The organism is Streptomyces sp. WMMC940 (assembly GCF_027460265.1).
Taxonomy (GTDB): domain Bacteria; phylum Actinomycetota; class Actinomycetes; order Streptomycetales; family Streptomycetaceae; genus Streptomyces.
This window is the reverse complement of the sequence record NZ_JAPZBC010000001.1, coordinates 2,996,021-3,020,985: the sequence shown is the minus strand read 5'-3', so window position 1 is coordinate 3,020,985 and position 24,965 is coordinate 2,996,021. Positions and strand designations below refer to the sequence as shown.

Sequence of the window (24,965 nt, the reverse complement as noted above, 5' to 3'; positions counted from 1 at the left end):
TTCCTTGCGCAACTACGCTCGTCGTGCGGCACGTGCCTCCTGCATGTGCCGCGCGGCGCCTGGCGCCTTCACGTACGTCCACTCCCTGCACAGGAACCCTTATGGTCAGCTCGTCCCACGAGGCGATGCACCGCATCTTCCAGGACCACCCGGGCCTCTTCTCCGGGGTGTCCGAGGTGCTCGGCGTCGACTTCGCCCCACCCACCTCGGTCACCGTCCTGCCCACCGACCTCACCGAGACCCGCCCGCTCGAACGACGCGTCGACACCCTGCTGAGGCTGGAGACGGAAGGGGACGAGCCGTTCCTTCTCGCCGTCGAGGCCCAGGGCGGAAAGGACCCGGACAAGCCCGCGAGCTGGGCCTACTACGCCTCGTACCTGCTCGCGAAGTACCGGCTGCAGCCGATGCTGCTGGTCGTCTGCCAGGACCGCGCGACCGCCGAATGGGCGGCTCGGCCGGTCCGCTTCGGCCCTCCCCAGTGGCCGCTGCTCACCCTGCACCCGCTCGTCGCGGGGCCGCACAACATGCCGGTGCTCACCGACCCGGCCGAAGTGCGCAAGGACCTCGCGCTCGCCACACTGTCCGCGATCACCCAGGCTGCGAATCCGGACATCGGGGCCATACTCAAGGCAATGACCAACGTGCTGCAGGACACGCCCGCAGCCCTCGCCAACCCGATCGTCGAACTCATCGCACAGGGCCTGGGCACGTACCCGGCCGCAGAGACATGGAGGAAACTGGTGGCCGTGGACCTCTCTTTCTACAAGTCGCCCCTCTCCGAGGAACTCCGCGACGAGGGCCGTGCCGAGGGCGAGGCGCGACGCGCGGCCGAGGACGTCCTGGACGTCCTGGCGGAGCGCGGTATCGCCGTGCCCGAGGCGGTTCGTGAGCGCGTCACCGGCTGCGGCGATCCCGAGACCCTGCGCCACTGGCTCCGGCGAGCCGTCACCGCTCCTTCCGCCGACGCGATCTTCTCGGACGAGTAGCCCGGCCCGTCCGTGCTGGGAGGGGGCTGGGCCACCTCGCCGGCGGCCGTACTCCACGTGCGCGCACCTTCGCAGTGGCGCCCCGTTCCCGGTCGATGCGGGGCGTCCGAGGGGCCACCGCGGCATCGGACCCTGTCGGCGGCCCTTCCGGCGTGTCGCCCCCCGTCCCATTTGTTTTGACCGAACTCGGTGCGGTAGGTACGCTCAGACCTTGTGCCTGGGGTGTGCCCTGGCCCTCGTGCGTGCCTACAACCGTACGAGGAGCCTGCACCGGCCACCGTAATCTGCGCCTTTTCCGCCTTCGGCGGGGGTCCGCGGTATTCGACACACCCGACCGCGTGGGTCGGCGACGTTCCAGGTTAGCTTTACTACACGGCACACAGAAACCGGAGAAGTAGTGCCTACGATCCAGCAGCTGGTCCGGAAGGGCCGGCAGGACAAGGTCGAGAAGAACAAGACGCCCGCACTCGAGGGTTCCCCTCAGCGTCGCGGCGTCTGCACGCGTGTGTTCACGACCACCCCGAAGAAGCCGAACTCGGCCCTCCGTAAGGTCGCGCGTGTGCGTCTGACCTCGGGCATCGAGGTCACGGCCTACATTCCGGGTGAGGGACACAACCTGCAGGAGCACTCCATCGTGCTCGTGCGCGGTGGCCGTGTGAAGGACCTGCCGGGTGTTCGCTACAAGATCATCCGTGGTTCCCTCGACACCCAGGGTGTCAAGAACCGCAAGCAGGCCCGCAGCCGCTACGGCGCCAAGAAGGAGAAGTAAGAATGCCTCGTAAGGGCCCCGCCCCGAAGCGCCCGGTCATCATCGACCCGGTCTACGGTTCTCCTCTGGTGACCTCGCTGATCAACAAGATCCTGCTGAACGGCAAGCGTTCCACCGCCGAGCGCATCGTCTACGGCGCCATGGAAGGCCTCCGTGAGAAGACCGGCAACGACCCGGTCATCACGCTGAAGCGCGCCCTCGAGAACGTCAAGCCGGCGCTCGAGGTCAAGTCCCGCCGTGTCGGTGGCGCCACCTACCAGGTCCCGGTCGAGGTCAAGCCCGGCCGCGCGTCCACGCTGGCCCTGCGCTGGCTCGTGGGCTACTCGCGCGCCCGCCGCGAGAAGACCATGACCGAGCGCCTCATGAACGAACTGCTCGACGCCTCGAACGGCCTCGGCGCTTCGGTCAAGAAGCGCGAGGACACGCACAAGATGGCCGAGTCCAACAAGGCCTTCGCGCACTACCGCTGGTAGTCGCAACCCCATCGAGAACCGAGAGAAGACGAAAGCCTTATGGCTACCACTTCGCTTGACCTGGCCAAGGTCCGCAACATCGGGATCATGGCCCACATCGACGCGGGCAAGACGACCACCACCGAGCGCATCCTGTTCTACACCGGTGTTTCGTACAAGATCGGTGAGGTCCACGACGGCGCTGCCACGATGGACTGGATGGAGCAGGAGCAGGAGCGCGGCATCACGATCACGTCCGCCGCGACGACCTGTCACTGGCCGCTCGAGGACGTCGACCACACCATCAACATCATCGACACCCCGGGTCACGTCGACTTCACCGTCGAGGTGGAGCGCTCCCTGCGTGTGCTCGACGGTGCCGTGACGGTGTTCGACGGCGTCGCCGGCGTCGAGCCGCAGTCCGAGACCGTGTGGCGCCAGGCCGACCGATACGGCGTGCCGCGTATCTGCTTCGTGAACAAGCTCGACCGCACCGGTGCCGAGTTCCACCGCTGTGTCGACATGATCAGCGACCGCCTGGGTGCGCAGCCGATCGTCATGCAGCTCCCGATCGGTGCCGAGGCCGACTTCAAGGGCGTCATCGACCTGGTCCGCATGAAGGCCCTGGTCTGGTCCGCCGAGGCCGCCAAGGGCGAGATGTACGACGTCGTCGACATCCCGGACACCCACGCCGAGGCTGCCGAGGAGTACCGCGGCAAGCTGCTCGAGGCCGTGGCCGAGAACGACGAGGAGATCATGGAGCTGTACCTCGAGGGCCAGGAGCCCTCCGAGGAGCAGCTGTACGCCGCGATCCGTCGTATCACCATCGCCTCCGGCAAGGGCAAGGGCACCACGGTCACCCCGGTGTTCTGTGGCACCGCGTTCAAGAACAAGGGCGTGCAGCCCCTGCTCGACGCGGTCGTCCGCTACCTGCCGTCGCCGCTCGACGTCGAAGCCATCGAGGGCCACGACGTCAAGGACGCCGAGCAGGTCGTGCGCCGCAAGCCGGCCGACACCGAGCCGCTGGCCGCCCTGGCCTTCAAGATCATGAGCGACCCGCACCTGGGCAAGCTCACCTTCGTCCGGGTCTACTCGGGCCGCCTGGAGTCCGGCACCGCGGTGCTGAACTCCGTCAAGGGCAAGAAGGAGCGCATCGGCAAGATCTACCGCATGCACGCCAACAAGCGTGAGGAGATCGACTCGGTGGGCGCCGGTGACATCGTCGCCGTCATGGGCCTGAAGCAGACCACCACCGGTGAGACGCTCGCGGACGAGAAGAACCCGGTCATCCTGGAGTCCATGGACTTCCCGGCGCCGGTCATCGAGGTCGCGATCGAGCCCAAGTCCAAGGGCGACCAGGAGAAGCTGGGTGTCGCCATCCAGCGTCTCGCGGAGGAGGACCCCTCCTTCCAGGTGCACACCAACGAGGAGACCGGCCAGACCGTCATCGGCGGTATGGGCGAGCTTCACCTCGAGGTGCTCGTCGACCGGATGAAGCGCGAGTTCAAGGTCGAGGCCAACGTCGGCAAGCCGCAGGTCGCGTACCGCGAGACCATCCGCAAGTCGGTGGACCGCGTGGACTACACCCACAAGAAGCAGACCGGTGGTACCGGTCAGTTCGCCAAGGTGCAGATCGCGGTCGAGCCGATCGAGGGCGGCGACGCCGCTTACGAGTTCGTGAACAAGGTCACCGGTGGCCGCATCCCGAAGGAGTACATCCCTTCCGTGGACGCCGGCTGCCAGGAGGCGATGTCGTTCGGCATCCTCGCCGGCTACGAGATGACGGGCGTCCGCGTCACGCTTCTCGACGGTGCCTACCACGAGGTCGACTCCTCCGAGCTCGCGTTCAAGATCGCCGGTTCGCAGGCCTTCAAGGAGGCCGCGCGCAAGGCGTCCCCGGTTCTCCTCGAGCCGATGATGGCCGTTGAGGTCACCACGCCCGAGGACTACATGGGCGATGTCATCGGTGACATCAACTCCCGCCGTGGCCAGATCCAGGCCATGGAGGAGCGTGCCGGTGCCCGCGTCGTCAAGGGCCTGGTGCCGTTGTCGGAGATGTTCGGCTACGTCGGCGACCTCCGCAGCAAGACCTCGGGTCGCGCAAGCTACTCGATGCAGTTCGACTCCTACGCCGAGGTTCCGCGGAACGTCGCCGAGGAGATCATCGCGAAGGCCAAGGGCGAGTAACTCACCCGAGTACACGCTTTAGGCTTGACGCCGAACCGTCGGGGCGTTCCCCGCGAACCCGTGAGGCTCGTCCCGGCGGTCGGCACCACCAGCAAAGATCACCCTGGCGCCGATGAGTAAGGCGTACAGAACCACTCCACAGGAGGACCCCAGTGGCGAAGGCGAAGTTCGAGCGGACTAAGCCGCACGTCAACATCGGCACCATCGGTCACATCGACCACGGTAAGACGACCCTCACGGCCGCCATTACCAAGGTGCTGCACGACGCGTTCCCGGACCTGAACGAGGCCTCGGCGTTCGACCAGATCGACAAGGCTCCTGAGGAGCGCCAGCGCGGTATCACCATCTCCATCGCGCACGTCGAGTACCAGACCGAGTCGCGTCACTACGCCCACGTCGACTGCCCCGGTCACGCGGACTACATCAAGAACATGATCACCGGTGCCGCCCAGATGGACGGCGCCATCCTCGTGGTCGCCGCCACCGACGGCCCGATGCCGCAGACCAAGGAGCACGTGCTCCTGGCCCGCCAGGTCGGCGTTCCGTACATCGTCGTCGCCCTGAACAAGGCCGACATGGTGGACGACGAGGAGATCCTGGAGCTCGTCGAGCTCGAGGTGCGTGAGCTCCTCTCCGAGTACGAGTTCCCGGGCGACGACGTTCCGGTCGTCAAGGTCTCGGCGCTCAAGGCTCTCGAGGGCGACAAGGAGTGGGGCCAGTCGGTCCTGAACCTGATGGCCGCCGTCGACGAGGCGATCCCGCAGCCCGAGCGTGACGTCGACAAGCCGTTCCTGATGCCGATCGAGGACGTCTTCACGATCACCGGTCGTGGCACCGTCGTCACCGGTCGTATCGAGCGTGGTGTCCTCAAGGTCAACGAGACCGTCGACATCGTGGGCATCAAGCAGGAGAAGACCACCACCACGGTCACCGGCATCGAGATGTTCCGCAAGCTGCTCGACGAGGGCCAGGCCGGTGAGAACGTCGGTCTGCTCCTCCGCGGCATCAAGCGCGAGGACGTCGAGCGCGGCCAGGTCATCATCAAGCCGGGCTCGGTCACCCCGCACACCGAGTTCGAGGCCCAGGCCTACATCCTGTCGAAGGACGAGGGTGGCCGTCACACCCCGTTCTTCAACAACTACCGCCCGCAGTTCTACTTCCGTACCACGGACGTGACCGGCGTCGTGACCCTCCCCGAGGGCACCGAGATGGTCATGCCGGGCGACAACACCACCATGTCCGTCCAGCTGATCCAGCCGGTCGCCATGGAGGAGGGCCTGAAGTTCGCCATCCGTGAGGGTGGCCGGACCGTCGGCGCCGGCCAGGTCACCAAGATCGTCAAGTAAGTTCCTCGACGGTCCGACCTGGTAGCTCCGCAGCGAGCTGCAAGCGAGAGGCCCCGCACCGTGAGGTGCGGGGCCTCTTCGTGCGTCCGGGCGCTCCCCCGGTCCTGGTCCGCGCGAGGGGGCCCGGTCCGGCCGGGCGACGCCTTCGGCGGGGAGGGCCTGCGCGCTGCCGTTCGCGGATCACAGCGTGACGCGCCCGTCTCCGCGTGAGCGGACGGAAGCCGGGGTCCGGCGTGTGGTCACGCCCCGTCCGCAGCAGTGGACGGGGCCCGGAGGGTCGGGACGTCGCCGCAGTCGGCCCAGCTCAGTGAGGTTCCGGACAGCCCGCGCAGCCAGCGCTCGGCGATCCTCGCGAGGCCGGCCCGGTCCGGGGGAGTGGCGCCGAGCCCGATCGCGTACCGGACCTCCGCGGGGCCGGAGGCGAACGGATGGGGCCAGGCGTGGACGTCCGCCGCGCCCGCCTCCTCCAGCGCGGTGACCAGGGCGCGCACCCGGCCCCGGACCCTGCCCTCGTCCGGACCGGTGGGCACGGTCAGTACGGCCCAGGCGGCGTGCCTACGGTGCAGGGGAGGCGGTGCCAGCAGCTCGGCCCAGGGGAGGCCGGCGGACGTCGGGCCGCCCGAGGCGGGTGCGCCCGCGCCGGCGGGAACGGCCGCTTCCACGACTTCCCAGGCCCGGAACAGCTCCTGGGCCAGCAGCTCACGGAAGCCTGGGCCGGCCTGCGCGGTGCAGGAACGGACCGGTTCCGTCGGGGTCGCCACCGCGGGTTCGTTCCAGTCGGCCATCGCCCACGTCGCGAAGAACCGTCCCAGCAGCTCGGCTGCGGGAAGCTCCCCCGCCTCGCGCACCGTGCGGGCGGACAGCAGCGCCCACGCCAGCCCGGGCAGCCCGCCGTACGGGGCCGAGTCCAGTCCGCGTGCCCTCGCCCACGCCTTGACCTCCCGGGCCAGCCGCACGAACGCCTCCCGACGCGGTCCCGCCAGCTCCAGCACGGCATCGGCGTCGCTGACGGCGCTGAGTGCGACGGCCGCGGCCCCGCCCAGCTCGGCCCGGCGGGCGACGGCCTCGTCCGGGTCCATCGGTCCGGTGGACACCAGGACGAGATCGACGGCCAGCCCGCCGATCCGCAGCCGCAGGCCCGGCACCCGCGCCCCCACCACTTCCCGCACGTCCTCCGCCTCCGGCAGGGCCGCGGCGAGCCGGGCCCGTACTTCTCCCGGCCCGGTCGTGCCCGGCAGGGCGGCCACCAGGTCGAGGTCCGCGCCGGGCAGCGCACAGCCCATGCGCCGCGAGCCGGCGAGGTGCACGACGCCGTCGGCCAGCGCCTCGGCGATGCGCCGTGTGGTGCGTCGGGCGTGCTCCGCGCGGTCCGGGTCCTCGGCGGCCGGCGCGGCCGCGTCGTTCTCCTCCGGCTCCCAGCGCACCTCGCCGCTGCCGAGTCCCACCCTCGCCCGTACCCGCATGGGCTCGTCAGCGCGCCGCGACAGCAGGACGACGTCGCCCACGCGCGCCGTCACGCTGCCGAGCAGGGCCTCGCAGTGGGCGGCGAGTTCGTGCGCACGGCGGGTCCGGCCGAGGGAGAGGTGCGGGGTGAAGCCGTCGGTGCGGCCCGTGCAGCGGGGGAAGCGCTCGGCGAGTGCTCCGTGCAGCCGGTCCCACGGCTCCGCTCCGTCCGCCGCCGGGTCGAGCCAGACGGTGGAGTCCTCCCGGTGCCGGAAGCTGCGCACCCCTCCGAGTCGCGCCGTGAACGGGGGCGTGCCGGAGGCCGCGGCGGACAGCAGCGGCGCCGCCCGCTCGAAGTCGCACTCCGGTACGAAGCCGAAGAGCAGGTTGACGTGCGGCGGCCAGCGCCGGATCTGCCGGTCGTGCTCACGGCGGATGTGCTGGATCGGGGGCCACAGCTCGTCCGGCGGGAGCCAGGCGACGGCCGTCCGGGGCGTGGGCCGGACGGCGAGCACCCCGGCCGGCCCGTCGGCGGCGGTGCTCGCGACGGAACCCCCGCGCGCGTCCGTCGTCGTCCGCGACGCGTCGGGAACCGCACCGGCGCCGGACCCCGAGGCCGGGGTGCCGCCCGCTCCCTCCGGCCTGCGGGCTCCCGGCACCGGGTCACCCGGGCTCAGGTCGGCCATGACGCCGTAGTGGTCGGAGACGTACAGCCCGCCGGGCGTGGGGGTGTCGCCGAGGAGTGCCGCCGCATCCACCCGCAGCCCCTCCGATCCGACCAGCACCCGGTCGAGCCGGGCGGCCCGGCCGCTCCTCGACGAGACCGCGGCCAGCGGATTGACGCCCGGATCGAAGGTAGGTGTGCGGTCGGCCGGTCCGTGCGCCTCGGTCCAGGCGTCGCGCAGCCCGAGCGCCGTCGCGGGCGTGTCCCCGCCGTCGTTGAAGTCCCCCAGCAGGAGCACCTCGCCCTCGACGCCCGCCAGCGCCTCGGCCAGCCGGCCCAGCTCGGCGTCCCGACGGGCCGGCCCGTCCTCCGAGTGGTCGCTGCTCAGATGCGTCACGGCGACGGTGGCCGGGCCCCCGGCCATCTCCACCACCACCGCGGCGACGGCCTTGTGCGGGCCGAGGGCGTGGAGGGCCGCCTCACGCACGGGCAGCCTGCTGAGCAGCAGCAGGCCGCACTCTCCGACGTCCCTGCCGTCCGGGTCGGTGCCCAGCGTGTACGACTCCCGCACCCAGGGGGCGGCGAGCAGCATCGCGAGCAGCTCCGCCTCGACCTCCTGGAGCGCGATGACGTCGGCGTCGGCACCGCGCAGGGCGGCCAGCAGGAGCGGTCTGCGCCGGGCGGTGTCGATGCGGTCGCGGTCGTACCGGTCCCACAGGGTGTTCCAGGTCAGTACGCGCAGGCCCGCCGTGGCCGGTGCGGCTCGCCGCGCCCCGGCGGTTGTCCCGTGCGCGTCGTCCCCCGCGTACGGCGCCCAGCCGTGCGCGGGGTCCCAGGCGTGGGGCGTCCGGGCGGCGAAGAACGGGGCGCGCAGCCTGCGGGGGTTCCGCACCCGTCCGGCGCCGGTGGCGTCGATCCGGTCCACTCCCGCGGACCGGTCCCACACCACCTCGCCGTCCGCTTCGAAGAACAGCACCCGGTGCCAGGGGATCTCCCCGGAGGGGTCGAAGTCCTCCAGCCGTATCCGCTTCGGCGCGGCGGCGCGCTGGTGGACGCCCATCACGAAACGGGCCGGGTCGAAGCGCGGGTCCCAGCGGACCCGGTGGTAGATCTCCTCGCTGGTACGCACCTACGCCTCCTCCTCGATCGTGCCGCCCGCGCCGATGTACCAGGTGCGGTGCGCCTGACCGGGGTACGGAGGCACGTAGCGGCGCACCTGCGCGGTGAGCACCTCCGCCGGGACCGGGTGCGGTCGCCGTTCGTTGCGCCGGACCAGCTCGTCCTCGTCGACGAGCACCACCGCGTGGGTGACCAGGGCGTCGCGGCGGCGGGCGACCGCGTGCACCAGGGACCGCTGGTGCGGGTTGAGGGATGTGGCGTCCCATACCACCGTCGCACCTTCCGCCAGCGCGGTGCCGAGCCGGTCGAGGCCCCGCCGGAGGATCTCGCCGTTGGCGCTCTGGTCCGCGCGGGCGCCGCGGGCGCCGCGGGCCTCGCGCAGGGCGTCGAGCGAGACGTACGCGTCGACGCCTCGCAGCGCCCGGGCGAAGGTGCTCTTGCCACTGCCGGACGGGCCGACCAGGTGGATCAGCCGCGGGAAGTTCCCGGAGCGCCGGCGCCAGGTGGCCGCGACGGCCTCCTCGACGGTCCCGACGCGGCCCAGCGCGTACGCCTCACGGGCCTCGCCCAGGCAGCGGGCCGCGGCCTCCGGGTCCAGCCCGGCGAACGCCTCCCGCAGCGGACCGATCGGGCGTACCTCCTCGGCGTGGAGGGCGGACCACTCGACCTGCTCACGGGCCGCCGCGTCCGGGGCGGTCGCGGCGGCGACGGCGTGCAGCGCGTCCAGGCCGACGGCGTACGACATCCGCAGCAGCCCGGTCCGGCGCTGCTCGTCGGGGTAGGGGCGGTGCAGCCCGGTGTGCAGGCCGACGAGATCGGCGACGCGCCGGGCGAGCGGGAGACCGAGCGGCCGGGCCAGCCGGCCGGCGAGCGTCCCGCGGTGCCGCGTGTGCAGCAGTCCGGCGAGCACGCCCGCGAGCCGTTCGTCCCCGGTGCCGCCGAGACGGGCGGCGACGTCGCCGGCGGCCCGGGCGTCGCCGTCCGGCAGTCCTACCGCCTCGAGCAGGGCGGCCGGGTCCGGTGCCGCCCCCGACCGCACCGCCCACAGCGCGGCGGACGGTGCCAGTCCGTTCACCACGACGGCGGCGTGCATCCAGTGGGTGGAGGTGCGGACGTGTCCCGGCCGGACCCACTTGGCGACCCGGTGACGGAACTCCTCGGCGGCGAAGCCACCGGCTGTGCGGACGACGTACCCCTCGTGGCGCTCGGTGTCGACCTTGAGCCGCCGCAGGGCCCGTTCGTCGAAGACCCCGCGCCACAGCACGCGCGGCACGGGGATTCCGAGTCCGCGCAGGAAGTCCGAGCCGCCGTCCCAGTCGAGGCAGCGGCCGTCGCCGTCCCAGACGGAGAAGCCGTAGAACCAGCTCTCCAGGTCGTCGTAGGCGAGCGAGTGCCGGGCGTACACGTTCTCCCCGCACACCCGCCAACCCGCCGGGATCCGGTCGGCGATGCGGCCCTGGAGCGCCTTCACCCAGGCCCGCGACGGATGGTGCGCGGAGTCGGGCGACCGTGCGTGCAGCCCGTCGCCGTACAGCGTGGTGTTCTCGCCGTCGAGCTTCTCGGTGACGACGACCTCCCGGCCGTGCAGCGCGGCGAGGTCCCCGGTCCGTATGTCGTCGCTCGACGCGCCGGGCGACCACGGCAGGTGCGGCGTGCGCGGATAGTGCGTACGCGCCGGATGCCGGCCCATGGTGATCCGTCCCCCCGTCACTTCATGCGGTGCGTCGCCACTGTAGGCGGGGGGTACGACGGTGCTCGACCGAAATAGCCGGGGGCCGGGCGCCCGGTGCCGCGGGGGGACCTGCGGGCGGTGGCCCCGGGGTACGGCGGCGGCCCCCGCCTCTCGCCCACGTCCTGCGGCCGGTCCCTTCCCCCGTCAGCCGGCGCCGCGCCGGCGGCGGGTTGCCTCGTGCTCGAGAAAGAAGCCGGTCGGCGACTGCTTGTATCCTCCGCCTATTCGTGGAATGTCCACGACATGGGCACGGTGTGCCCCGACCAGGGGTGGGGACCAGTGGGAACGAGTACGCCGGAGGGCCGGCCCGGTGACGGGTCGTCGGTTTCGGACGAGGAATGGGCCGAGTTCCTTCGCACGGCCGGGGAGGGCGGGCGGGACGCGCCCGTGGAGCCGTCAGCGCGAGCGCGCATGGTGACCGGGCGGCTGCGGGCGGAGGAGAGCGCTGCCGGGCGGGCGCCCCGGTGGGGCCGGCGGTCGCGGAAGCGCCGGTGGCCGGCGCCGCTCCTCGTCGGGGCGGCCGCCCTGGCGCTCGCCGTCGTCGCCGTCCGGCCGGAACTGGTCGTCGACCGGCTCCCGGGCGCCGGGGGCGGTTCCGGCACGGACGCCGCACCGCTCGCCGCGGAGACCGCGCGTCCCACGGCGGCGCCCTCCGAGGAGCTCTTCCCGGACACGCCGACCCTGAAGGAGCCGTTCCGGGGGTCTCCGGCGGTGGCCTGGGCGGACGGGGCGGCGGGGATCGAGGTGCCCGAGGCCAGGGCGGTCGGCGGGATGAGCCGGGAGCAGGTCGCGCTTGCGCTGCGCAGCACGAAGGAGCTGCTGGTCGCGTCGAACCTCGATCCCGCGACCCTCCGGGGTGAGCACCCGGCGAAGGCGCTCCGGCTGCTGGACCCGCTCCAGAAGGACGGCCACGGCCTGATGGAGAAGGGGCTGCGCGCGCCCCGCGAGGATCAGGACCCCCTGTGGCTCCTCAGCCGCTTCGACCCGGCCGAGGCGCGTGTGGTGGGGGACGCGGTCAAGACCCGAGGGCGGCTGACCTTCGCCAAGGGCGACCGCGACGGCTCCGTCGAGGTCAAGGCCGACTACACCTTCGTCTACCCCCTGGTGAAGGCGAAGGCGGGCGCGGACGAGGTGGCGCGCACGATCGTCCGCAGGGAGCTGACGGTCGCCCTGTACGACCCGGCGGGGACGGTGACGACGCCGGGCAGGCTGGTCGTGGTCGCGTGGAAGTCGACCACCGGGAACACCGACTGCGCGCGGGACGGCGACGGGTACTTCCACCCGCAGTTCCGGGCGGACCAGGCCCCCGGCCCCGAAGGGTCCGGCCCGGCCGTGGACCCGTACGACCGCAGCAAGGATCTGGACGCCCTGCCGCAGGAGTGCGGGACGGTGACGCGTACCTGACGGGTTGCCGCGCCGCGCCCGTCGCCCGGCGGGTGCGGCGCGACACCCGACGGGGAGGCGAGGAGCCTCGTGCGAGAGCGGACCCGTGGCCCCGCGGAGAGCCCACCCCTGTCGGGTCGAGGGCGGTCTCGTACCGGGGAGCGGCCGGGCTGCGGTGCCGCGCCCGCTGGGCGCGGGGACGGGGGAGAGGCCAACAGGGCTCCGGCGGGGGGAAGTTGGCTTCGATCGTCCGTTCGGGCCGGGGAACGGTCCGCGGGCCACCCGGACGCCCGGCCCGAGGGCGCTGCCGCACCCGTGCGTGGCGCGGTTTGACAGGTCGACCCCGCGGGGTAATCTCTTCGGCTCGATTGGCGTCCGTCGCGGCCCGTATGGCAGACTGTCCGGGTTGCTCGGTTGAGTGCCGATGCTGCGCGCCTCCCGCCGGGAGGACCGGAAGCGAGTCCCACAGTACTCGTCGTCCCAACTGCCTCCCGGCAGCGCTGGGGCGGACGTACGGGAATCTTCCGGGAAGTGTCAGCGGGGCGCCGGCCAGGCACCCGGTGGGCCCTCGCCCCCGTCCAGCGGTCTCTTCTGCGGATCGCAATCCCCTCCAGCAGGGAAATCCGGTCATCGGACATCTGCGTAGCGGGAGCGCGACACGCCCGACCGCGTGGGTCGGAGGAGAGGGCTGGGAACACCGGGTTCCGGAGCGTTACGAGAGACAGGACTACGAAGTAGCCATGGCGGGACAGAAGATCCGCATCCGGCTCAAGGCCTACGACCACGAGGTCATCGACTCCTCGGCGAAGAAGATCGTCGAGACGGTGACCCGTACTGGTGCGTCGGTCGCGGGCCCGGTGCCGCTGCCCACTGAGAAGAACGTGTACTGCGTCATCAAGTCGCCGCACAAGTACAAGGACTCGCGCGAGCACTTCGAGATGCGCACGCACAAGCGCCTCATCGACATCCTCGACCCCACGCCGAAGACGGTCGACTCGCTCATGCGTCTCGACCTGCCGGCCGGCGTCGACATCGAGATCAAGCTCTGAGGTGACGCGCGAGATGGCTAAGCAGATCAAGGGCATCCTGGGCGAGAAGCTCGGCATGACTCAGGTCTGGGACGAGAACAACCGTGTCGTCCCGGTCACCGTCGTCAAGGCCGGCCCCAATGTCGTCACCCAGATCCGTACGAACGACACCGACGGCTACGAGTCGGTCCAGATCGCCTTCGGCGAGATCGACCCGCGCAAGGTGAACAAGCCCCTCAAGGGCCACTTCGCCAAGGCCGACGTCACCCCCCGTCGTCACCTCGTCGAGATCCGTACCGCCGACGCCGGCGAGTACACCCTCGGCCAGGAGATCACCGCCGAGGTCTTCGAGGCGGGCGTGAAGGTCGACGTCACCGGCAAGAGCAAGGGCAAGGGCTTCGCCGGTGTCATGAAGCGCCACAACTTCCGTGGCCTGGGCGCCGGACACGGCACCCAGCGCAAGCACCGCTCCCCCGGTTCCATCGGTGGCTGCGCCACCCCGGGCCGTGTGTTCAAGGGCCTCCGTATGGCGGGCCGCATGGGCAACGAGCGGGTCACCACCCAGAACCTGACCGTCCACGCCGTTGACGCGGAGAAGGGTCTGCTGCTCATCAAGGGCGCGGTTCCCGGTCCGAACGGCGGCCTCGTCCTGGTCCGTACCGCGGCCAAGGGGGCCTGAGGTAACCGATGAGCACCATTGACATCCTTTCGCCCGCTGGCGACAAGGCCGGTAGCGTCGAGCTCCCCGCGGAGATCTTCGACGCCAAGGTCAGCGTTCCGCTGATCCACCAGGTCGTCGTCGCGCAGCTGGCCGCTGCCCGCCAGGGCACGCACAAGACCAAGACCCGCGGCGAGGTCCGTGGCGGTGGCAGGAAGCCCTACCGCCAGAAGGGCACCGGCCGCGCGCGTCAGGGCTCGACCCGTGCGCCGCAGTTCGCCGGCGGTGGCGTCGTGCACGGCCCCGTGCCGCGCGACTACTCGCAGCGGACCCCGAAGAAGATGAAGGCAGCCGCCCTGCGCGGTGCCCTCACCGACCGGGCCCGCAACTCCCGCATCCACGTCGTCTCCGGCGTGGTCGAGGGCGAGGTCTCCACCAAGGCCGCCAAGACGCTGCTCGGCAAGATCTCGGAGCGCAAGAACCTGCTCCTGGTCGCCGAGCGCACCGACGAGGCCGCGTGGCTGTCCGCCCGCAACCTGCCCCAGGTGCACATCCTGGAGCCGGGCCAGCTGAACACGTACGACGTGCTCGTCTCCGACGACGTGGTCTTCACCCAGGCCGCCTTCGAGTCCTTCGTGTCCGGCCCCAAGGCCAACGACAATGAGGGGAGCGAAGCCTGATGGCCGAGATCACCAGCAAGACCTTCACCGACCCGCGTGACGTTCTCGTCAAGCCGGTCGTCTCGGAGAAGAGCTACGCGCTGCTGGACGAGAACAAGTACACGTTCATCGTCGCGCCCAACGCCAACAAGACCCAGATCAAGCAGGCCGTCGAGGCGGTCTTCTCGGTCAAGGTCACCGGGGTGAACACGATCAACCGTCAGGGCAAGCGCAAGCGCACCCGCACCGGTTTCGGCAAGCGCGCCAACACCAAGCGCGCCATCGTGACCCTCGCCGAGGGCGACCGTATCGACATCTTCGGCCAGGCCTCCTAACGGAGACCTTGGTCCGATATCGGACGAGGACTGAGAAATGGGTATCCGCAAGTACAAGCCGACGACTCCGGGCCGTCGTGGCTCCAGCGTCGCCGACTTCGTCGAGATCACGCGGTCCACGCCGGAGAAGTCGCTGGTCCGCCCCCTGCACAGCAAGGGCGGCCGTAACAACGCCGGTCGTGTGACCGTTCGCCACCAGGGTGGTGGCCACAAGCGCGCCTACCGCGTGATCGACTTCCGTCGTCACGACAAGGACGGCGTGCCGGCCAAGGTCGCGCACATCGAGTACGACCCCAACCGCACCGCGCGCATCGCGCTGCTGCACTACGCGGACGGCGAGAAGCGCTACATCCTCGCCCCGCGCGGTCTGTCGCAGGGTGACCGGATCGAGAACGGCCCCGGTGCCGACATCAAGCCCGGCAACAACCTGGCGCTGCGCAACATCCCGGTCGGTACGACCCTGCACGCCATCGAGCTGCGGCCCGGCGGCGGCGCGAAGTTCGCCCGCTCCGCGGGTGCCTCCGTGCAGCTGCTGGCGAAGGAGGGCTCCATGGCCCACCTGCGCATGCCGTCCGGTGAGATCCGCCTGGTCGACGTCCGCTGCCGCGCCACCGTCGGCGAGGTCGGCAACGCCGAGCAGTCGAACATCAACTGGGGCAAGGCCGGCCGTATGCGCTGGAAGGGCGTTCGCCCGACCGTCCGCGGTGTCGCCATGAACCCGGTCGACCACCCGCACGGTGGTGGTGAGGGCAAGACCTCCGGTGGTCGCCACCCGGTCTCCCCCTGGGGTCAGAAGGAGGGTCGTACTCGTTCTCCCAAGAAGGCGAGCAACAAGTACATCGTCCGCCGCCGCAAGACGAACAAGAAGCGCTAGGAGCGGGTTTAGATGCCGCGCAGTCTCAAGAAGGGGCCCTTCGTCGACGACCACCTGATCAAGAAGGTGGACGCCCAGAACGAAGCAGGCACCAAGAACGTCATCAAGACCTGGTCCCGTCGCTCGATGATCGTCCCGGCCATGCTGGGCCACACGATCGCGGTGCACAACGGCAAGACCCACGTCCCGGTGTTCGTCACCGAGTCGATGGTCGGCCACAAGCTCGGCGAGTTCTCGCCGACTCGCACCTTCCGCGGCCACGTCAAGGACGACCGGAAGTCGAAGCGCCGCTAATCGCGGAGTGGAACGACTATGACTTACACCGAAGGGACAACCATGGAAGCCAGGGCCCAGGCGCGGTACATCCGCGTCACGCCCATGAAGGCCCGCCGCGTGGTGGACCTCATCCGTGGCATGGACGCCACGGAGGCTCAGGCGGTCCTGCGTTTCGCCCCGCAGGCCGCGAGCGTGCCGGTCGGCAAGGTGCTGGACAGCGCCATCGCCAACGCCGCGCACAACTACGACCACACGGACGCCTCCTCGCTGTTCATCAGCGAGGCGTACGTCGACGAGGGCCCGACCCTGAAGCGGTTCCGTCCGCGCGCCCAGGGCCGTGCCTACCGGATCCGCAAGCGGACCAGCCACATCACCGTGGTCGTCAGCAGCAAGGAAGGAACCCGGTAATGGGCCAGAAGGTAAACCCGCACGGGTTCCGGCTCGGCATCACCACGGACTTCAAGTCCCGCTGGTACGCCGACAAGCTGTACAAGGACTACGTCAAGGAAGACGTCGCCATCCGTCGGATGATGACGTCCGGCATGGAGCGCGCCGGCATCTCCAAGGTCGAGATCGAGCGCACCCGTGACCGCGTGCGGGTGGACATCCACACCGCGCGTCCCGGCATCGTCATCGGCCGCCGTGGCGCCGAGGCCGACCGCATCCGCGGCGACCTCGAGAAGCTCACGGGCAAGCAGGTCCAGCTGAACATCCTCGAGGTCAAGAACCCCGAGGTCGACGCTCAGCTCGTGGCCCAGGCCGTTGCCGAGCAGCTGTCCTCCCGCGTCTCCTTCCGCCGCGCCATGCGCAAGAGCATGCAGTCGGCCATGAAGGCGGGCGCCAAGGGCATCAAGATCCAGTGTGGTGGCCGTCTCGGCGGCGCCGAGATGTCCCGCTCGGAGTTCTACCGCGAGGGCCGTGTGCCGCTGCACACGCTCCGCGCGAACGTCGAGTACGGCTTCTTCGAGGCCAAGACCACCTTCGGCCGCATCGGCGTGAAGGTCTGGATCTACAAGGGCGATGTCAAGAACATCGCCGAGGTCCGCGCCGAGAACGCCGCTGCCCGCGCCGGCAACCGTCCGGCCCGTGGTGGCTCCGACCGCCCGGCCCGTGGTGGCCGTGGTGGCGAGCGTGGCGGTCGCGGTCGCAAGCCGCAGCAGCAGTCGGCCCAGGGCGGCCAGCAGCAGTCGGCCGAGGCTCCCAAGGCCGACGCCCCCGCCGCTGCCGCTCCGGCTGCTGAGAGCACCGGAACGGAGGCCTGACCGAAATGCTGATCCCCCGTAGGGTCAAGCACCGCAAGCAGCACCACCCGAAGCGCAGCGGTATGTCCAAGGGTGGTACGCAGGTTGCGTTCGGCGAGTACGGCATCCAGGCGCTCACCCCGGCGTACGTGACGAACCGTCAGATCGAGGCCGCTCGTATCGCGATGACCCGTCACATCAAGCGTGGCGGCAAGGTCTGGATCAACATCTACCCGGACCGTCCGCTGACGAAGAAGCCTGCCGAGACCCGCATGGGTTCCGGTAAGGGTTCGCCGGAGTGGTGGGTCGCGAACGTCAAGCCCGGTCGGGTGATGTTCGAGCTGTCCTACCCGAACGAGAAGATTGCTCGTGAGGCGCTCACCCGCGCTGCTCACAAGCTTCCGATGAAGTGCCGCATCGTTCGGCGCGAGGCAGGTGAGGCGTGATGTCGGCCGGAACCAAGGCGTCCGAGCTGCGCGAGCTGGGCAACGAGGAGCTTGTTGCCAAGCTCCGCGAGGCCAAGGAAGAGCTGTTCAACCTCCGCTTCCAGGCGGCGACCGGTCAGCTCGAGAACCACGGCCGGCTGAAGGCCGTCCGCAAGGACATCGCCCGGATCTACACCCTGATGCGTGAGCGCGAGCTGGGCATCGAGACGGTGGAGAACGCCTGATGAGCGAGAGCAACGTGACCGAGAACAAGACCGAGCGCGGTTTCCGCAAGACCCGTGAGGGTCTGGTCGTCAGCGACAAGATGGACAAGACCGTCGTCGTCGCCGTCGAGGACCGCGTCAAGCACGCGCTGTACGGCAAGGTCATCCGCCGTACCAACAAGCTCAAGGCGCACGACGAGCAGAACGCCGCGGGTGTCGGCGACCGCGTCCTCCTGATGGAGACCCGGCCGCTGTCCGCGACGAAGCGCTGGCGCGTCGTCGAGATCCTCGAGAAGGCCAAGTAATTTTGCGGGGGCCCTCCCTGGAAGGGGAGTGCTCCCCCGCATGCCCCCCGCTGGGGGAACCCCTCCGGGGGCACTGCCCCAGCACTAAGTTCCGCCAGGCTCGGCGGGGGGCTGTCTCCTTCGGGACCAGCCCCCCGCCGGGAACCGGCAGACGATCAGGAGATAGACGTGATCCAGCAGGAGTCGCGACTTCGTGTCGCCGACAACACTGGTGCCAAGGAGATCCTTTGCATCCGTGTTCTCGGTGGCTCGGGTCGCCGCTACGCGGGCATCGGTGACGTCATCGTCGCCACCGTCAAGGACGCGATCCCCGGTGGCAACGTGAAGAAGGGTGACGTCGTCAAGGCGGTCATCGTTCGCACCGTCAAGGAGCGCCGCCGCCAGGACGGCTCGTACATCCGCTTCGACGAGAACGCCGCCGTCATTCTGAAGAACGACGGCGACCCTCGCGGCACCCGTATCTTCGGCCCCGTGGGCCGTGAGCTGCGCGAGAAGAAGTTCATGAAGATCATCTCGCTCGCGCCGGAGGTGCTGTAAGCATGAAGATCAAGAAGGGCGACCTGGTCCAGGTCATCACCGGCAAGGACAAGGGCAAGCAGGGCAAGGTCATTGCCGCTTTCCCGCGCGACGAGCGCGTCCTGGTCGAGGGTGTCAACCGGGTCAAGAAGCACACCAAGGCCAACCAGCCGGGCCGTGCCTCCCAGGCCGGCGGCATCGTGACCACCGAGGCCCCCATCCACGTCAGCAACGTGCAGCTCGTCGTGGAGAAGGACGGCAAGAAGGTCGTCACCCGCGTCGGCTACCGGTTTGACGACGAGGGCAACAAGATCCGCGTTGCCAAGCGGACCGGTGAGGACATCTGATGGCTACCACGACTGCGCCGCGTCTCAAGACGCGCTACCGCGAGGAAATCGTCGGCAAGCTGCGTGACGAGTTCAAGTACGAGAACGTCATGCAGGTCCCCGGTCTGGTCAAGATCGTGGTCAACATGGGTGTGGGCGACGCCGCCCGCGACTCCAAGCTGATCGAGGGCGCCATCCGCGACCTCACCACGATCACCGGTCAGAAGCCGGCCGTCACCAAGGCCCGCAAGTCCATCGCGCAGTTCAAGCTGCGCGAGGGCCAGCCGATCGGTGCCCACGTCACGCTCCGTGGCGACCGCATGTGGGAGTTCCTGGACCGCACCCTGTCGCTCGCGCTGCCGCGCATCCGCGACTTCCGCGGTCTGTCCCCCAAGCAGTTCGACGGCCGTGGCAACTACACCTTCGGTCTCACGGAGCAGGTCATGTTCCACGAGATCGACCAGGACAAGATCGACCGTGTCCGGGGTATGGACATCACCGTGGTCACCACGGCGACCAACGACGCTGAAGGCCGTGCCCTTCTCCGTCACCTCGGCTTCCCGTTCAAGGAGGCGTGAGCGAGATGGCGAAGAAGGCTCTGATTGCCAAGGCTGCTCGTAAGCCCAAGTTCGGTGTGCGTGCGTACACCCGCTGCCAGCGCTGCGGCCGTCCGCACTCCGTGTACCGCAAGTTCGGCCTGTGCCGCGTGTGCCTGCGTGAGATGGCTCACCGTGGCGAGCTGCCGGGCGTGACCAAGAGCTCCTGGTAGTCCCCAGTCCAGTCCGTCGGCCCGAAGGGCCGCCCTTGAGGGGCGGCGGTCGGGCGACGGGTGGGCGGGACTACCCGAGGCTCTCGGTAAGCAACGGGTCGGCGGGGCCCTCCCTCATATGCCGTAGGCTTGTGGGGTTGGGCGCCCGCCGCCCTGAACGACTTACTACGCCGTAGGTCCCCGTGCCGCACCCGTCCCGCCCCTGTGCGGGGAGAGGGATGGCACATACAGGAAACCCCGGCGAGAGAGGCCGAAGGCCAATTCATGACCATGACTGATCCGATCGCGGACATGCTGACCCGTCTGCGTAACGCGAACTCGGCGTACCACGACTCCGTGACGATGCCGCACAGCAAGATCAAGTCGCACATCGCGGAGATCCTCCAGCAGGAGGGCTTCATCACGGGCTGGAAGGTCGAGGACGCCGAGGTCGGCAAGAACCTCGTCCTCGAGCTGAAGTTCGGCCCGAACCGTGAGCGCTCCATCGCGGGCATCAAGCGGATCTCCAAGCCCGGTCTCCGGGTCTACGCGAAGTCCACCAACCTGCCGAAGGTGCTCGGCGGCCTGGGCGTGGCCATCATCTCCACGTCGCACGGGCTCCTCACCGACAAGCAGGCCAGCAAGAAGGGTGTGGGCGGGGAAGTCCTCGCCTACGTCTGGTAGTCGGGAACGGAGGAGAAGAACAATGTCGCGTATCGGCAAGCTCCCCATCCCGGTTCCCGCCGGCGTGGACGTCACCATCGAGGGCCGCACGGTCACGGTCAAGGGTTCCAAGGGCACCCTGACCCACACCGTTGCCGCGCCGATCGAGATCGTTAAGGGCGAGGACGGCACCCTGAAGGTGTCCCGCCCGAACGACGAGCGTCAGAACAAGGCCCTGCACGGCCTGTCCCGCACGCTGGTGGCCAACATGATCACCGGTGTGACCCAGGGATACACCAAGGCGCTCGAGATCAGCGGTGTCGGTTACCGCGTTGCCGCGAAGGGCTCCAACCTGGAGTTCCAGCTCGGCTACAGCCACCCGATCCTGGTGGAGGCCCCCGAGGGCATCTCCTTCAAGGTCGAGTCGCCGACCAAGTTCTCGGTCGAGGGCATCGACAAGCAGAAGGTCGGCGAGGTCGCCGCGAACATCCGCAAGCTGCGCAAGCCCGACCCGTACAAGGCCAAGGGCGTGAAGTACGCGGGCGAGGTCATCCGCCGCAAGGTCGGAAAGGCTGGTAAGTAAGCCATGGCATACGGCGTGAAGATTGCCAAGGGCAAGGCCTACAAGGGCGCTTCCCTGAAGCGTCGCCACATCCGCATCCGCAAGAAGATCTCGGGTACGGCGGAGCGTCCGCGTCTGGTCGTCACCCGGTCCAACCGCGGCATCACCGCTCAGGTCATCGACGACCTCAAGGGTCACACCGTGGCGTCGGCGTCCACCCTGGACGCTTCCATCCGCGGCGGCGAGGGCGACAAGTCGGCGAAGGCGAAGCAGGTCGGCCAGCTCGTGGCCGAGCGTGCCAAGGCCGCCGGCGTCGAGGCTGTCGTGTTCGACCGTGGCGGCAACCAGTACGCCGGGCGCATCGCCGCCCTGGCCGACGCCGCCCGCGAAGCCGGCCTGAAGTTCTGAGCCGTTCGTAGCTAGCGGAAAAGAGAGAGGTAAATCCAATGGCTGGACCCCAGCGCCGCGGAAGCGGTGCCGGTGGCGGCGAGCGGCGGGACCGGAAGGGCCGTGACGGCGGCGCTGCTGCCGCCGAGAAGACCGCGTACGTTGAGCGCGTCGTCGCGATCAACCGCGTCGCCAAGGTTGTGAAGGGTGGTCGTCGCTTCAGCTTCACCGCGCTGGTCGTGGTGGGCGACGGTGACGGCACCGTCGGTGTCGGTTACGGCAAGGCCAAGGAGGTGCCGGCCGCCATCGCCAAGGGCGTTGAGGAGGCCAAGAAGCACTTCTTCAAGGTCCCCCGCATCCAGGGCACCATCCCGCACCCGATCACGGGCGAGAAGGCCGCGGGCGTCGTCCTGCTCAAGCCTGCTTCCCCCGGTACCGGTGTTATCGCCGGTGGCCCGGTGCGTGCCGTGCTCGAGTGCGCCGGCGTTCACGACATCCTGTCGAAGTCGCTCGGCTCGTCCAACGCGATCAACATCGTGCACGCGACCGTGGAGGCCCTGAAGGGTCTGCAGCGTCCCGAGGAGATCGCGGCCCGCCGCGGTCTGCCGCTCGAGGACGTCGCCCCCGCGGCTCTGCTTCGTGCGCGTGCCGGTGCGGGAGCGGGTGCGTAATGGCCCGCCTCAAGATCACGCAGACGAAGTCGTACATCGGCAGCAAGCAGAACCACCGTGACACCCTGCGTTCGCTCGGCCTGAAGAGGGTCAACGACGTGGTCGTCAAGGAGGACCGCCCCGAGTTCCGCGGAATGGTGCACACCGTCCGCCACCTCGTGACGGTCGAGGAGGTCGACTGATCATGGCGGAGCAGAACCCGCTGAAGATCCACAACCTCCGTCCCGCCCCCGGCGCCAAGACCGCCAAGACCCGTGTCGGTCGTGGTGAGGCGTCGAAGGGTAAGACGGCCGGTCGTGGTACCAAGGGCACGAAGGCCCGCTACCAGGTTCCGGAGCGCTTCGAGGGCGGCCAGATGCCGCTCCACATGCGCCTCCCGAAGCTGAAGGGCTTCAAGAACCCGTTCAAGACCGAGTACCAGGTCGTGAACCTGGACAAGCTCGCCTCCCTCTACCCCGAGGGTGGCGAGGTCACGGTCGCCGACCTGGTCGCCAAGGGCGCGGTTCGCAAGAACCAGCTCGTCAAGGTGCTCGGCCAGGGCGAGGTCTCCGTGGCGCTGCAGGTGACGGTCGACGCCGTCTCCGGCTCCGCCAAGGAGAAGATCACCGCCGCCGGCGGCACCGTCACCGAGCTCGTCTGAGACGAGCCGATGGCCTGAACACCAACCGGGGATGCTCTCAAACGGGGCATCCCCGGTTGGTCGTTCCAAGGGGGGCACACTCGCCGGTAAGGTGGCGTGCGTTGTTGCTGTTATCCCCGGGGGGCGACCCCCACGCCGTGACGGAGGCCCACCCGGTCCCCGGAGCGGTTCTTGTCTCATACGAATTCGTCGAACCTCAAGACCGTCACCTCTGACGCTTTGCGCGGGGGTCGCAGGAGGCACCGTGCTCACCGCGTTCGCCCGGGCGTTCAAGACGCCCGACCTGCGCAAGAAGCTGCTCTTCACGCTCGGCATCATCGTGCTGTACCGGCTCGGCGCACACATCCCCGTGCCCGGCGTCAGCTATGAGAACGTCCAGATCTGTGTGGACCAGGCCTCGAAGAACAACAGCAGCCTCTTCGGCCTCGTCAACATGTTCAGCGGCGGCGCGCTGCTGCAGATCACGATCTTCGCGCTCGGCATCATGCCGTACATCACGGCGAGCATCATCCTGCAGCTGCTGACCGTGGTGATCCCGCGTCTGGAGGCCCTCAAGAAGGAGGGCCAGTCCGGCACCGCGAAGATCACGCAGTACACGCGTTACCTCACGGTCGCGCTGGCCGTGCTGCAGGGCACCGGCCTGGTGGCCACGGCCCGCAGTGGTGCGCTGTTCTCCGGCTGTCAGGTGGCCAACGAGATCGTCCCCGACCAGTCGATCTTCGTGACCGCCACCATGGTGATCACCATGACCGCCGGCACGGCCGTGGTCATGTGGCTCGGCGAGCTGATCACGGACCGTGGCATCGGCAACGGCATGTCCATCCTGATGTTCATCTCCATCGCCGCCGGATTCCCCGGCGCGCTGTGGGCCATCAAGGAGAGCGGCAAGCTCGCCAAGGGCTGGATCGAGTTCGGCACGGTCATCCTGATCGGCTTCGTGATGGTGGCGCTCGTCGTCTTCGTCGAGCAGGCCCAGCGCCGTATCCCGGTCCAGTACGCGAAGCGCATGATCGGCCGCAGGTCGTACGGCGGTACGTCCACATACATCCCGCTCAAGGTGAACCAGGCGGGTGTGATTCCCGTCATCTTCGCGTCGTCGCTGCTCTACATCCCGGCGTTGATCGCGCAGTTCTCGAGCTCGAACGCCGGATGGAAAACCTGGATCGAAGCCCACTTCGTCAAGGGTGACCACCCGTACTACATCGCGACGTACTTCCTTCTGATCGTGTTCTTCGCCTTCTTCTACGTGGCGATCTCGTTCAACCCCGAGGAAGTCGCGGACAACATGAAGAAGTATGGTGGCTTCATCCCGGGTATCCGGGCTGGTCGACCTACCGCCGAGTACCTGAGCTACGTGCTCAACCGGATCACCTGGCCGGGCTCGCTGTATCTGGGTCTGATCGCTCTTGTGCCGACGATGGCGTTGGCGGGCTTCGGTGGTGCGAACCAGAACTTCCCGTTCGGTGGCACCAGCATCCTCATCATCGTGGGTGTCGGTCTGGAGACCGTGAAGCAGATCGAGAGCCAGCTCCAGCAGCGCAACTACGAAGGGTTCCTCCGCTGATGCGAATCGTCCTCGTCGGGCCGCCCGGTGCCGGCAAGGGAACGCAGGCCGCGTTCCTTGCCAAGAACCTGTCGATCCCGCACATCTCCACGGGCGACCTGTTCCGGGCCAACATCAGCAAGGGCACGGACCTGGGCAAGCAGGCCAAGGCGTACATGGACGCCGGCAACCTGGTGCCGGACGAGGTCACCATCGGAATGGCGCGGGACCGGATGGCCCAGTCGGACGCCCAGAACGGATTCCTGCTGGACGGCTTCCCGCGGAACGTGTCGCAGGCCGAGGCCCTCGACGCCGCGCTGGAGTCGGACGGCGTGAAGCTCGACGCCGTACTGGACCTGGAGGTCCCCGAGGAGGAGGTCGTCAAGCGGATCGCGGGCCGCCGCATCTGCCGGAACGACAGCGCGCACGTCTTCCACGTCACCTACAGCGCCCCGAAGACCGAGGGCGTCTGCGACGTCTGCGGCGGAGAGCTGTACCAGCGGGACGACGACTCCGAGGAGACCGTGCGCAAGCGGCTCGAGGTCTACCACACGCAGACCGAGCCGATCATCGACCACTACCGGGCCCAGGGCCTGCTGGTGACCATCTCCGCGCTCGGCAAGGTCGACGAGGTGACCGAGCGCGCGATGGAGGCGCTGCAGAAGGACCGGGCCGCCCAGGCCTGACCCCGCAGTACCTCCGACCGGATCGCATACGGCCGCGGTGTCCCCAGGACGCCGCGGCCGTATCGTTGATTACCCAGGCATTCCGCCGAACCACTCTCCGACTCTGAAAGGCGCCGG

General features: G+C 69.2%; 31 protein-coding genes. 29 read left to right on the top strand and 2 right to left on the bottom strand.

The genetic code is table 11. The annotated features are described in order from the left end of the window. Positions 1 to 101: 101 nt before the first annotated feature. From O7595_RS13230 to tuf, 5 genes are all read left to right on the top strand, one after another. Positions 102 to 986, top strand: coding sequence for a hypothetical protein (locus O7595_RS13230; RefSeq protein ID WP_269728897.1), 885 nt, complete (start codon positions 102 to 104; stop codon positions 984 to 986). A gap of 397 nt (positions 987 to 1,383) precedes the next feature. Continuing rightward, a complete protein-coding gene (rpsL, locus tag O7595_RS13225; RefSeq protein WP_003948652.1) occupies positions 1,384 to 1,755 on the top strand; it encodes a 30S ribosomal protein S12 in 372 nt (123 codons plus the stop codon). A 2-nt stretch (positions 1,756 to 1,757) separates the two neighbouring features. Then, positions 1,758 to 2,228 carry a 30S ribosomal protein S7 gene (gene rpsG, locus O7595_RS13220; RefSeq protein ID WP_100108597.1) on the top strand — a complete coding sequence of 157 codons (471 nt, stop codon included), beginning with the start codon at positions 1,758 to 1,760 and terminating at the stop codon, positions 2,226 to 2,228. A 39-nt stretch (positions 2,229 to 2,267) separates the two neighbouring features. Beyond that, a complete protein-coding gene (gene fusA / locus O7595_RS13215; protein WP_269728896.1) occupies positions 2,268 to 4,394 on the top strand; it encodes an elongation factor G in 2,127 nt (708 codons plus the stop codon). Between the two features lie 152 nt (positions 4,395 to 4,546). Next, positions 4,547 to 5,740: an elongation factor Tu gene (gene tuf / locus O7595_RS13210; protein WP_017949669.1), complete on the top strand. Its 1,194-nt coding sequence runs from the start codon at positions 4,547 to 4,549 to the stop codon at positions 5,738 to 5,740. 239 nt (positions 5,741 to 5,979) lie between these two features. On the opposite strand, the gene O7595_RS13205 is transcribed toward tuf, so the two are convergent. Continuing rightward, positions 5,980 to 8,976, bottom strand: coding sequence for a poly(A) polymerase (locus O7595_RS13205; protein ID WP_269728895.1), 2,997 nt, complete (start codon positions 8,974 to 8,976; stop codon positions 5,980 to 5,982). Next, the gene (locus O7595_RS13200) at positions 8,977 to 10,656 is read right to left on the bottom strand and encodes an RNA ligase family protein (protein ID WP_269728894.1); all 1,680 of its coding nucleotides are present in this window, start codon (positions 10,654 to 10,656) and stop codon (positions 8,977 to 8,979) included. A gap of 321 nt (positions 10,657 to 10,977) precedes the next feature. On the opposite strand from O7595_RS13200, the gene O7595_RS13195 reads away from it, so the two are divergent. The 24 genes from O7595_RS13195 (at position 10,978) to O7595_RS13080 (ending at position 24,848) form a co-directional block, all read left to right on the top strand. Beyond that, positions 10,978 to 12,102, top strand: coding sequence for a hypothetical protein (locus tag O7595_RS13195; protein ID WP_269728893.1), 1,125 nt, complete (start codon positions 10,978 to 10,980; stop codon positions 12,100 to 12,102). A 719-nt stretch (positions 12,103 to 12,821) separates the two neighbouring features. Continuing rightward, entirely contained in the window at positions 12,822 to 13,130 is a 309-nt protein-coding gene (rpsJ, locus tag O7595_RS13190; RefSeq protein ID WP_003948644.1) for a 30S ribosomal protein S10, read from the top strand. Between the two features lie 13 nt (positions 13,131 to 13,143). Then, positions 13,144 to 13,788, top strand: coding sequence for a 50S ribosomal protein L3 (gene rplC / locus O7595_RS13185; RefSeq protein WP_017949665.1), 645 nt, complete (start codon positions 13,144 to 13,146; stop codon positions 13,786 to 13,788). An 8-nt stretch (positions 13,789 to 13,796) separates the two neighbouring features. Further along, the gene (rplD, locus tag O7595_RS13180) at positions 13,797 to 14,447 is read left to right on the top strand and encodes a 50S ribosomal protein L4 (RefSeq protein WP_123188892.1); all 651 of its coding nucleotides are present in this window, start codon (positions 13,797 to 13,799) and stop codon (positions 14,445 to 14,447) included. Beyond that, the gene (gene rplW, locus O7595_RS13175; RefSeq protein WP_018889347.1) at positions 14,447 to 14,761 is read left to right on the top strand and encodes a 50S ribosomal protein L23; all 315 of its coding nucleotides are present in this window, start codon (positions 14,447 to 14,449) and stop codon (positions 14,759 to 14,761) included. Before rplD ends, rplW begins: the two co-directional genes overlap by 1 nt. A 37-nt stretch (positions 14,762 to 14,798) precedes the next feature. Beyond that, positions 14,799 to 15,635, top strand: coding sequence for a 50S ribosomal protein L2 (gene rplB / locus O7595_RS13170; protein WP_017949662.1), 837 nt, complete (start codon positions 14,799 to 14,801; stop codon positions 15,633 to 15,635). 12 nt (positions 15,636 to 15,647) lie between these two features. After that, on the top strand, positions 15,648 to 15,929 hold the full coding sequence (gene rpsS, locus O7595_RS13165) for a 30S ribosomal protein S19 (RefSeq protein ID WP_017949661.1): 282 nt from the start codon (positions 15,648 to 15,650) through the stop codon (positions 15,927 to 15,929). Positions 15,930 to 15,971: 42 nt separating this feature from the next. Beyond that, the gene (gene rplV / locus O7595_RS13160) at positions 15,972 to 16,319 is read left to right on the top strand and encodes a 50S ribosomal protein L22 (RefSeq protein ID WP_009327087.1); all 348 of its coding nucleotides are present in this window, start codon (positions 15,972 to 15,974) and stop codon (positions 16,317 to 16,319) included. Then, positions 16,319 to 17,173 carry a 30S ribosomal protein S3 gene (gene rpsC, locus O7595_RS13155; RefSeq protein WP_138053660.1) on the top strand — a complete coding sequence of 285 codons (855 nt, stop codon included), beginning with the start codon at positions 16,319 to 16,321 and terminating at the stop codon, positions 17,171 to 17,173. The genes rplV and rpsC overlap by 1 nt, the downstream gene beginning before the upstream one ends. Positions 17,174 to 17,178: 5 nt before the next feature. Further along, the gene (gene rplP / locus O7595_RS13150; protein WP_017949658.1) at positions 17,179 to 17,598 is read left to right on the top strand and encodes a 50S ribosomal protein L16; all 420 of its coding nucleotides are present in this window, start codon (positions 17,179 to 17,181) and stop codon (positions 17,596 to 17,598) included. Beyond that, complete coding sequence (gene rpmC / locus O7595_RS13145; RefSeq protein ID WP_030759371.1) at positions 17,598 to 17,822, top strand: 50S ribosomal protein L29; 225 nt, start codon at positions 17,598 to 17,600, stop codon at positions 17,820 to 17,822. Before rplP ends, rpmC begins: the two co-directional genes overlap by 1 nt. Then, positions 17,822 to 18,106, top strand: coding sequence for a 30S ribosomal protein S17 (rpsQ, locus tag O7595_RS13140; protein ID WP_093656384.1), 285 nt, complete (start codon positions 17,822 to 17,824; stop codon positions 18,104 to 18,106). The genes rpmC and rpsQ overlap by 1 nt, the downstream gene beginning before the upstream one ends. 168 nt (positions 18,107 to 18,274) lie before the next feature. Continuing rightward, positions 18,275 to 18,643 (top strand): 50S ribosomal protein L14, encoded by a 369-nt coding sequence (rplN, locus tag O7595_RS13135; RefSeq protein ID WP_003956455.1) that lies wholly within the window; start codon positions 18,275 to 18,277, stop codon positions 18,641 to 18,643. A gap of 2 nt (positions 18,644 to 18,645) precedes the next feature. Next, a complete protein-coding gene (rplX, locus tag O7595_RS13130) occupies positions 18,646 to 18,969 on the top strand; it encodes a 50S ribosomal protein L24 (RefSeq protein WP_017949655.1) in 324 nt (107 codons plus the stop codon). Continuing rightward, positions 18,969 to 19,526 (top strand): 50S ribosomal protein L5, encoded by a 558-nt coding sequence (gene rplE / locus O7595_RS13125; RefSeq protein WP_123188895.1) that lies wholly within the window; start codon positions 18,969 to 18,971, stop codon positions 19,524 to 19,526. The genes rplX and rplE overlap by 1 nt, the downstream gene beginning before the upstream one ends. Positions 19,527 to 19,531: 5 nt before the next feature. Continuing rightward, positions 19,532 to 19,717 carry a type Z 30S ribosomal protein S14 gene (locus O7595_RS13120; protein ID WP_003956452.1) on the top strand — a complete coding sequence of 62 codons (186 nt, stop codon included), beginning with the start codon at positions 19,532 to 19,534 and terminating at the stop codon, positions 19,715 to 19,717. Positions 19,718 to 19,981: 264 nt separating this feature from the next. Beyond that, the gene (gene rpsH / locus O7595_RS13115) at positions 19,982 to 20,380 is read left to right on the top strand and encodes a 30S ribosomal protein S8 (protein WP_017949652.1); all 399 of its coding nucleotides are present in this window, start codon (positions 19,982 to 19,984) and stop codon (positions 20,378 to 20,380) included. Between the two features lie 22 nt (positions 20,381 to 20,402). Further along, positions 20,403 to 20,942, top strand: coding sequence for a 50S ribosomal protein L6 (gene rplF, locus O7595_RS13110; protein WP_269728892.1), 540 nt, complete (start codon positions 20,403 to 20,405; stop codon positions 20,940 to 20,942). A 3-nt stretch (positions 20,943 to 20,945) separates the two neighbouring features. Further along, positions 20,946 to 21,329 (top strand): 50S ribosomal protein L18, encoded by a 384-nt coding sequence (gene rplR / locus O7595_RS13105; RefSeq protein WP_093656380.1) that lies wholly within the window; start codon positions 20,946 to 20,948, stop codon positions 21,327 to 21,329. A gap of 38 nt (positions 21,330 to 21,367) precedes the next feature. Next, positions 21,368 to 21,979 (top strand): 30S ribosomal protein S5, encoded by a 612-nt coding sequence (gene rpsE, locus O7595_RS13100; RefSeq protein ID WP_093656378.1) that lies wholly within the window; start codon positions 21,368 to 21,370, stop codon positions 21,977 to 21,979. Beyond that, complete coding sequence (gene rpmD / locus O7595_RS13095; RefSeq protein ID WP_071273185.1) at positions 21,979 to 22,161, top strand: 50S ribosomal protein L30; 183 nt, start codon at positions 21,979 to 21,981, stop codon at positions 22,159 to 22,161. Before rpsE ends, rpmD begins: the two co-directional genes overlap by 1 nt. 2 nt (positions 22,162 to 22,163) lie before the next feature. After that, complete coding sequence (gene rplO / locus O7595_RS13090; protein WP_240109366.1) at positions 22,164 to 22,619, top strand: 50S ribosomal protein L15; 456 nt, start codon at positions 22,164 to 22,166, stop codon at positions 22,617 to 22,619. A 244-nt stretch (positions 22,620 to 22,863) separates the two neighbouring features. Then, positions 22,864 to 24,183: a preprotein translocase subunit SecY gene (secY, locus tag O7595_RS13085; protein ID WP_138053657.1), complete on the top strand. Its 1,320-nt coding sequence runs from the start codon at positions 22,864 to 22,866 to the stop codon at positions 24,181 to 24,183. Further along, entirely contained in the window at positions 24,183 to 24,848 is a 666-nt protein-coding gene (locus O7595_RS13080) for an adenylate kinase (protein WP_269728891.1), read from the top strand. Before secY ends, O7595_RS13080 begins: the two co-directional genes overlap by 1 nt. The last annotated feature ends 117 nt before the right edge of the window (positions 24,849 to 24,965 follow it).